General features: G+C 70.2%; 7 protein-coding genes and 1 pseudogene. 5 read left to right on the forward strand and 3 right to left on the reverse strand.

The features are described from left to right. Positions 1 to 69: 69 nt before the first annotated feature. Positions 70 to 780, forward strand: coding sequence for an MOSC domain-containing protein (locus tag ACWGI8_RS11585; RefSeq protein WP_453660012.1), 711 nt, complete (start codon positions 70 to 72; stop codon positions 778 to 780). Between the two features lie 11 nt (positions 781 to 791). Here the strand turns inward: ACWGI8_RS11585 and ACWGI8_RS11590 are convergent, their stop codons facing one another. Both ACWGI8_RS11590 and ACWGI8_RS11595 read right to left on the reverse strand, forming a co-directional pair. After that, positions 792 to 1,889, reverse strand: coding sequence for a DUF6183 family protein (locus tag ACWGI8_RS11590; protein WP_453660013.1), 1,098 nt, complete (start codon positions 1,887 to 1,889; stop codon positions 792 to 794). Between the two features lie 117 nt (positions 1,890 to 2,006). Continuing rightward, positions 2,007 to 3,230 carry an MFS transporter gene (locus ACWGI8_RS11595; protein ID WP_453660014.1) on the reverse strand — a complete coding sequence of 408 codons (1,224 nt, stop codon included), beginning with the start codon at positions 3,228 to 3,230 and terminating at the stop codon, positions 2,007 to 2,009. A gap of 66 nt (positions 3,231 to 3,296) precedes the next feature. Here ACWGI8_RS11595 and ACWGI8_RS11600 point away from each other — a divergent pair, with 66 nt between their 5' ends. The 3 genes from ACWGI8_RS11600 to ACWGI8_RS11610 all read left to right on the forward strand — a co-directional run bounded on the left by ACWGI8_RS11600 (position 3,297) and on the right by ACWGI8_RS11610 (position 6,209). After that, positions 3,297 to 3,851, forward strand: coding sequence for a CGNR zinc finger domain-containing protein (locus ACWGI8_RS11600; protein WP_453660016.1), 555 nt, complete (start codon positions 3,297 to 3,299; stop codon positions 3,849 to 3,851). Positions 3,852 to 4,017: 166 nt separating this feature from the next. After that, positions 4,018 to 4,977, forward strand: a complete 960-nt coding sequence (locus ACWGI8_RS11605; RefSeq protein ID WP_453660018.1) for a hypothetical protein — start codon at positions 4,018 to 4,020, stop codon at positions 4,975 to 4,977. A 95-nt stretch (positions 4,978 to 5,072) separates the two neighbouring features. Further along, a complete protein-coding gene (locus ACWGI8_RS11610; RefSeq protein ID WP_453660020.1) occupies positions 5,073 to 6,209 on the forward strand; it encodes an aminopeptidase P family protein in 1,137 nt (378 codons plus the stop codon). A 34-nt stretch (positions 6,210 to 6,243) separates the two neighbouring features. On the opposite strand, the pseudogene ACWGI8_RS11615 reads toward ACWGI8_RS11610, so the two are convergent. Then, a pseudogene (locus ACWGI8_RS11615) lies at positions 6,244 to 7,441 on the reverse strand (RNA-guided endonuclease InsQ/TnpB family protein). A gap of 104 nt (positions 7,442 to 7,545) precedes the next feature. On the opposite strand from ACWGI8_RS11615, the gene tnpA reads away from it, so the two are divergent. Continuing rightward, entirely contained in the window at positions 7,546 to 7,974 is a 429-nt protein-coding gene (tnpA, locus tag ACWGI8_RS11620; RefSeq protein ID WP_453660021.1) for an IS200/IS605 family transposase, read from the forward strand. The last annotated feature ends 149 nt before the right edge of the window (positions 7,975 to 8,123 follow it).

The raw sequence follows: 8,123 nt of genomic DNA on the forward strand, positions 1-8,123 counted from the left end.
CAGTGGTCTCGCCTGCTCACGAGGCGGAGACACCGGCCGCGACGGCAGGCCTCCTGTAACGTCCGCCCGATGGGGGACACGTTGGGCACGGTCGAGCGGATCTGGCGCTATCCGATCAAATCGACGGGCGGTGAGCGGCTGGAGCGAGCGGACGTCGACGTCCGGGGCATGGTCGGCGACCGCCTGTACGCGGTGCGCGACGCGGAGGGCGGGATCGGCTCGGGGAAGAACACCCGCCGCTTCCGGCGGATGACCGGCCTGCTGGAGCTGCACTCCCGCTACGCCGACGGGGCCGAGGAGCCCGAGTTGCTGGACCCGCACGGCGCGGCCGTGCCGGATCCCACCGCCTATCTGCGCCATTACCTCGGCCGCGACGATGTCGAAGTCGCCCGGGAGGGAACGGTTTCCCACTTCGACCAGCTTCCTCTGAGCGTCCTGACGACCGCCACCCTCGACTGGGTACGCGCGGCCGTCCCCGGCGTTCCGGTCGACGAGCGCCGCTTCCGGCCGAACCTGCTCGTGCGGACCCCGCCGGGCACACGTCCGTTCGTCGAGGACGAGTGGTTCGGGAACAAGGCCCGGATCGGCGATGCGCTGTGCGTGGAGTTCGTGCGCTCCAGCGAGCGTTGCGTGATGACCAACCAGGCTCAGCAGGATCTGCCCCACTCTCCGCTGGTGCTGCGGGCCATCGCGGAAGCGCATGACAACCGCCTGGATGCACTGGCCACGGTCGCGGTGCCGGGCCCGGTGCGGCTCGGGGACGCCGTCACTCCGATCTAGCTGCTTGCCCGCTAGTCGGTCTCGGTGGCCGCCAGCACGGCGATCCGTGTCCGGCTGGGGTCGAGCACGGCGAAGGCGCAGTCCGTGAGGTCACCGTGGAACCAGTTGCTGGTGCGGCGCGCTGCGGCGAAGCGCAGCCAGCGGTGTTCGTAGGCCCTGCGTACGGCGTCGTGGTGCGAGACATCGGGGTCGAGGTCCATGAGCGCGTACAGGCTGCGCCACGTGAGCAGTCTGCTGTACGCGCCTTCGTGGCCCTCGCCCCACAGCCCGCCCGAGAACGCGGCGACGAGGAGATCGCCGGCGATGTCGTCGGCGGTGGTGTGCACGGCGGTGAGGGTGTCCCGGGTGAGGTTGTGCAGGCAGGGCGCGTCGAGTTCGGCGAGCAGCGCGGAGTTGAAGTCGGCGGGGTCGAGTGGCTGCGGCAGGGTGTAGAACACGGCCTCGGATTGCGCCAGTTCGGCGAACGGGCCCATCGCCGCGTCGGCGCGCAGGGCGTCCGGGGACTGCCGGGCGGTGCGGCCGGCGCGGGCGCCGGACTCGGTCGGAGGTATCTCCGCGAACCGGGCCCGCAGTTCGGCCGGGCTCATGGAGCCGAGGATGCCGCCCTGCATCACCGCAGCGCTGCGCATGGCGTTTTCGAAGTACAGAGAGGTGAGCGGAAGCCAGGCGAGGGGATGTCCGAGGTCGCGCAGACGCGCGCCGTACGACACGTAGGGCTCGTCGTCGAGCCCCCAGCGCAGGGCCATCTCCTGCAGCAGACAGGCACGGAACTCCGTCGCCGGGTCGTCCAGGTCCGTAGGCGGGTGTGCGAAGTGAGGCCCCAGGGCCACCGTGCTCGGGCGCTGCACCAGCTGCCAGGCGATCCGCCGCATCGGCCCGCGCCCGCCCTCCGGGCCTTCGGCGCGCGCCAGGTGCTCCGCGAGGCGGACCGCCCAGTCAGTGGCGGCCTGCGAGTGATGCTCGGTCAGTACCGTGGCGAGCTTCAGGATGGCGCCGTTGCCCTCGGAGGCCCGGGCCGGATCGGTGGCCAGGTCGTAGAGGCGCTCGGGGTCGGTGACGGCATGGACCTTGAGCGAGGCGTCATTGGGGAGTCCAGGCGGTACCGGCATACGGGCACCCTATGCGGCGCCCCGGCACGTACCCGGCGGGCGTCCGGCAGCCCCTGTCCCATGCGGCCCGGACCCGGCGACCGGCGCACGTCCTGCCTGTCCGGCCGGATCCAGGGCCTACCGTGCTTCCGCTTCCTGGATCACGCATCCGTTGCCGTTCCGGCTCGTTCGGGGCTTGACCGGAGTGAGCCAGGCGAAGGCCAGCACGGCGAGAACCTCGAATCCGGCAGCGGTCAGGAGCGCACCGGAAAGCGACCAGGTGGCGACCGGCCCGGCAATACCCGCACCGAGCGCGAATCCGGTGATCTTCAGACTGGCGCCCGTGGTGAAGATCTGGCCGCGCAGATGCGCGGGGGCTTCGCGATGACGCACCGCGAACAAGGCCGTGAGCAGGGGCCCTTCACCCACTCCGGCGATCAGCATGGCGGCGATCAGAAGAGCCGGCCGGCCGGTCGCAGCGAGGACGAGAGCGGCAGCCAGGACGACGATGCTGCACCAGATGATGGTGTCCGGGCGCATCACGTGCGGGTGGCGGGAGAGCACCGTGTTGGTCACCAGCGCCGAGGCGGAGATGCCGGACAGGAGGATCGCCCCGTGGCCGGCGCCGCCGAGAACCTGCTCTCCGAGCAAGGGACTGCACACGGTCAACATGCCTGTGCCCACACACGAGATCACCGAGGCGGCGGTCGCGCGGGCGAGGGAGCCGGCGCGGAGAACGGTACGGAATCCGGCAGTGAGGCCGGCGACGACCGATGTGGCCGGCGGGGTCTGCGCCGGACCTCGGTCTGCGGGCAGCGCCCAGGCGGAGGGCAGCGCGAGGCAGATCAGCGTCATGGACACCACGACGCCGACCGACGCCCCGGACAGTCCCGCGATCGCCCCGGCAAGTGCTGGGCCCACCAGGCTTGCGAGGTTGAACGTCATGGCGTCGAGCGCGTTCGCGCGAGGCAGGGCCTCGGACGGGACGACGTGGGGCAGTTGTGCGGTCCAGCCCCCGGACAGGGCCGGTCCCAGCAGCCCCGCGAACACCGCGATCAGGACCGTGCAGGCGATCGGGAGACGGCCGAGACCAACGAAGATCACCAACAGCGCCGAGGCGTAGAGGGCGAGCGCTCCGGCCAGCAGGCGGCCCGGCCTGGCTGACCTGTCGAGCAACACCCCGAAGACCGGACCGCCGACTGCCGCCGAGATCGTGATTCCCGCCAGCAGCGCCGAGGCCGACGCCGCCGACCCGGTGATCGCGAGCCCCGCCAGCAACAGCGCCGGCCCCGACATCTCGTCCCCGGTGCGGGCGGTTGCCGCCCCGACGAGAAAGGACCACATCGCGTAACGCTTTCTCATGCGGATCACGTTACGTAAGTAACTCAAAACTGCGCTACATGCGTTACATGGCAGTACATTGCCCTTGTGCAGCCCTTGAACGATGACTGGTCGACCCGGCATTCGGTGCTGGCCACCGCCCGGCGCACTGCCGCCCTCATCAATGTCCTGACCGGTGAGAACACGGAATCCGAAGCGGTCGTGGCGGTGCTGCGTGAACACGGCGAGCTCGGCGCCATCAATCTTTCCGCGAGCGATGTCGCAGAGATGCGCGCCGCTGCACTACTGCTGCGTGAGGTCTTCGCCGCCGATCACGTCGACCTCGCCGCGTCCTGTCTGAACCGCCTCCTGCTGGAGAGCGCGGGGCCGGTCCGCCTCACCTCGCACGGAGGTCGCACCCCCTGGCACCCCCACCTCGACAGCGACGACGACGCGCCCTGGGGTGAGTGGTTCCTCGCCTCGTCCTGCATGGCACTGACCGTCCTGATCTGGGATCGCCAGCGCCCGCCCGGCGGCCTCTGTGCATCGCCCAGCTGCCGGAACGTCTACCTCACGCAGGGCAGCGGCCCGGCACGCCGCTACTGTTCCCGCCGATGCGCGACACGGGAAAGAGTGGCAGCCCACCGGCGTTCTCGTCCGTGAGTGCCGTGAGTGCCGTGAGTGCCGTGAGTGCCGTGAGTCCGGCTCCTTCGCCTCAGGCGGACCGGCCCGGGCAGCCGTCGAAGCACTCCCGGGCCTGAAGAGCGCGGCCGGCGGGGAGGTCGGTAGGCTCGAAACCTGAACGCACACAGGATGAGCGGGGGCTGACGTGGGGCTGTTCCGGCGAGGGCCGAAGCGTGACGGGGACGACGCGCCCCGGGACGCGGAGTTCGCCTTCCTCTCGGTGGGCGAAGGCGCGCGCTTCCGCGGGCAGGTCCGGGAAGCGTTCGCCGAGCAGGGCCTGGAAGTCACCGTCTACGCCGACGTCGTCACCGACAGCTCCGGACGGCAGTTCGGACTCGGCAACCTCGCCGCGGTCTGCCACAACGACGAGCGCGGCCCCCGGGTGTGGCCCGACGTCATTCGCCAGCATGTCGGCATGGTGCTGCGCACCATGGATGCCCCGTCCGCGCTGGACACCCTCCCGCCCGACCAGATCCGTGCCCAGCTCTATCCCCGGGTGATCGGCTCGGACGGCCTCGACCGGATGACGTTCAGCTACGCCAGGACACTCGCCCCGGGACTCAGCGAGGTGCTCGCCCTCGACCTGCCCGAGAGCGTCATGATGCTCACCGACGAGGCCCTGGAGCCGCTCGGCGACGTACCGGGGCTGCGGGAGCGCGCCCTGGACAATCTGCGGGGGCTGCCCGTCGAGGCCCACGAGACCGTCAAGGACGCCGGGGGCATGTGCTTCGAGGTGGTCGTCGGCGACTCCTTCTACACCGCCAGCCGGGTCCTCGTGCTGGACGCACTCGTCCGCCAGGTCACCGGGCAGCACATCACCGCGGACGGGGCGCTGGTCGCGCTGCCGTTCCGGCACCAGCTCGCCTTCCACGTCATCCGCGACACCACTGTCATCCCGTCCCTCAACGCCTTGGCCGCGTTCGCCGCGTCCGGCTACGCGGACACGCCCGGGGCGATCACCCCGTACGTCTACTGGTGGCGGGCCGGGACGCTGACCCAGCTCAGCGACCGTGACGAGGACGGCGACGGGCTGCGGATCGTCGTCGGCGAGGACTTCCAGGACCTGCTGGAACGGCTCATCGCCGAGAAGCCGGACCAGGACTGACCACCGACCGGGCCCCGGGGACCGACCGGGCGGAGCGCCCACTCGCGCCGTCCAGGCGGCCCGGGCACCATGAATGTGCTGAGGAGGACGGACCCATGCCCACACCGCCCGCGGCTGTACCGCCCGAACCCTTCACCGCCGACGACTACCGGGCCCGGATGGCCCGGGCCGCCCGGTCCGCCGCCGAGGCCGGGCTCTCCGGCCTCCTCGTGGCCCCCGGCCCCGACCTCGTCCATCTCACCGGCTACCAGCCCGCGGTCACGGAGCGGCTCACCGTCCTGGTGCTCGCCGAGGGCCAGGACCCCGTGCTGGTCGTACCGACGCTGGAGGCCCCCGACGCCCAGCACGCCGCCGGCGCGCCCGCGCTCACGTTCCGCCCCTGGACCGACGGCAAGGACCCGTACGCCGTCACCGCGGCGCTGCTCGAGGGCCGCGGCCGCTTCGGGGTCAGCGACAACGCGTGGGCGATGCATCTGCTGGGCATGCAGCGCGAACTCCCCGGCACGTCGTACGTCTCCCTGACGGACGCCCTGCCCATGCTCCGCGCGGTGAAGGACGCACCCGAGCTGGCCCGGCTGGAGGCGGCGGGCGCGGCCGCCGACGAGGCGTACGGCGAGATCCTCAAGGTCCGCTTCTCCGGCCGCAAGGAGACCGACGTCGCGGCGGACCTCGCCGCTCTGCTCCTGCGGTTCGGCCACTCCCAGGTCGACTTCACGGTCGTCGGCTCCGGCCCGAACGGAGCCAACCCGCACCATGAAGCGGGCGACCGCACCATCGCCCAGGGCGACATGGTCGTCCTCGACTTCGGCGGCCTCAAGCACGGCTACGGCTCCGACACCACCCGCACGGTCCATGTCGGTGAGCCGTCCGCCGAGGAACTGCGCGTCCACGACGTCGTACGCGAGGCCCAGCAGGCCGGATTCGACGCGGTGCGGCCGGGCGCCGCCTGCCAGGACGTCGACCGCGCGGCACGCGCGGTGATCAGCGACGCCGGATACGGTGCGTACTTCATCCACCGGACCGGCCACGGCATCGGCGTCACCACGCATGAACCGCCCTACATGATCGAGGGCGAGGAGCAGCCGCTCGTCCCGGGCATGTGCTTCTCCGTCGAGCCCGGGATCTATCTCCCCGGGCGGTTCGGTGTCCGTATCGAGGACATCGTGACGGTCACGGAGACGGGCGGCCGCCGTTTCAACAACACGCCGCGCGAGATGGCGATCGTGGATTGAAGTGCTCTCCCGCGTGAATGCGGGAGATTCCTGCCTACCTTGCGGTGGCGGGCTTGACGCGACCAGCGCGCCTGGCGACTGCCCTTCCGGCAGCCGGGATGAGCGCGAGGCCCATCCGGTACAGGTGCAAGGTGTTCCGGGCTGCGTTGTGGTCGGCGTTGCCGGTCCATCCGCAGTCGGGGTTCTTGCAGACGAACACGGCCTGGGACTGGCGGCTGCCCGGTGTGGTGAACCCGCAGGCTGAGCAGCGCTGGGAGGTGCCGGGGGCGGGGACCTTGTGCAGGGTGCCACCGTTGCGGGCGGTCTTGTACGTCAGCAGCTCGGCCGTGCGGCCCCACGCTTCGGCACTGATGGAGCGGTCCGGACTTCTGCGCGACGTTCTTCCCGGGGCTCTCCACGGTTCCCTTGGCGCTCTTGACCATGTTCGTGATGGTGAGGGCTTCCACCACGATCACGCTGTACTTCGCGGCGATCTCGGTGGTGGCCTGGTGCTGCCAGTCCAGGTGCCTGCGCTTGGCTCTCGCACGAAGCGCCTGGATCTGGTCATAGGTGGCCCGCAGGCGCCGGGAGGTCTTCTCTCCGCGCTTGCGGAAGGTCCTGCGGTGCGCGGCTCGCTGCTCCAGCCGGAGCAGCTTGGCCTGCTCCTTCTTGGTCAGCCATGCGCCGTGCGTCTTGGTGTCCCCGTCCGACAGGGCCAGGGGCACGGTCACACCGACATCGATGCCGACCTCCGGGCCAGGGTGCGGCTCGGGCTTGGGTTCGAGGGCCTGGACGCGGAAGGCGATGTGCCAGCCGAGGGCGTCCTTGACCAGCCGGGCCCCGGTGATCCGGTTGTCGGCGTTCGCGTCCTTCCCCACGGGTAGGTCCTTGGTCCAGCGGAAGCGGACGCGGCCGATCCTGGGGATGTTGACCATGCCCCAGCGGCGGTGTACGCGGACGATGTTCAGGTCCCGGCCCTGCGGGATGTCCACGGACATCACGGTGCGGAAGCGGGCCTTGAAGTTGGGAGCGTCGGCGCGGCCGTCCCAGCAGTTCTTCGATGCCTGGAAGTACGTCTTGAGTACCGCCTGCGCGGCCTGGGCGGGAAGCACGGCCAGCCAGTCGATCTCCTTGCGGGCCTGGCGTATCGCTGCGTCAGCGGCAGTGAGGGATCTGCGGCCTTTGGGGAGCATCGTCCACCAGTCGTGAAGCAGGTTCCACATCGTGCGGGCGGCGTGTGCCTGGTCGTCGATGAGCCGGATCTGCGCGGGAGTCAGCGCCAGCCGGGCACGGTGCCCGAACTTCCGCTTCACCCACGCGAGTTCACCGCTCACGCGAGCACTCTATCCTTTGGCTTATGTCACCGCGCTGGAACCCAAAACCTGATGTACGCACAGGACGACACGTCATCTACGATCTACATGTCCATTTGGTGTTCGTCACCAAGTACCGTCGCCGGGCATTCACCGACGCCATGCTGACCAGGTGCGAAGAGATCATGCGGGAGGTCTGCGCCGACTTCGAGGCCGAACTGAAGCAGTTCAACGGCGAGGAGGACCATGTGCACCTGCTGGTGCACTACCCGCCCAAGGTCCAGCTCTCCAAGCTGGTCAACTCCCTCAAGGGCGTCTCCTCGCGCTATCTGCGCAAGGAGTACGACGCACATGTACGCCGCTACCTGTGGGGCGGCCGCTTCTGGTCCGGCTCCTACTTCGCCGGGTCCTGCGGCGGGGCACCGCTGACCGTCGTCAAGCAGTACATCGAGAACCAGCAGCGCCCCATGTGAGCGGCCTCCCTGCTTCGCAGTGACACCCCGGCGCTTCGCGCCGGGAGGTCAAGGATGCGCTTCACCTCCCCCGTAAACGGGGGAGCACTGCGCAAGATCAGAGGTAGACGCCGGCGGTTTCCCCTCCCCGCCCCTTCCCGCTGTGACAC

This window comes from Streptomyces sp. NPDC054841 (assembly GCF_053611045.1).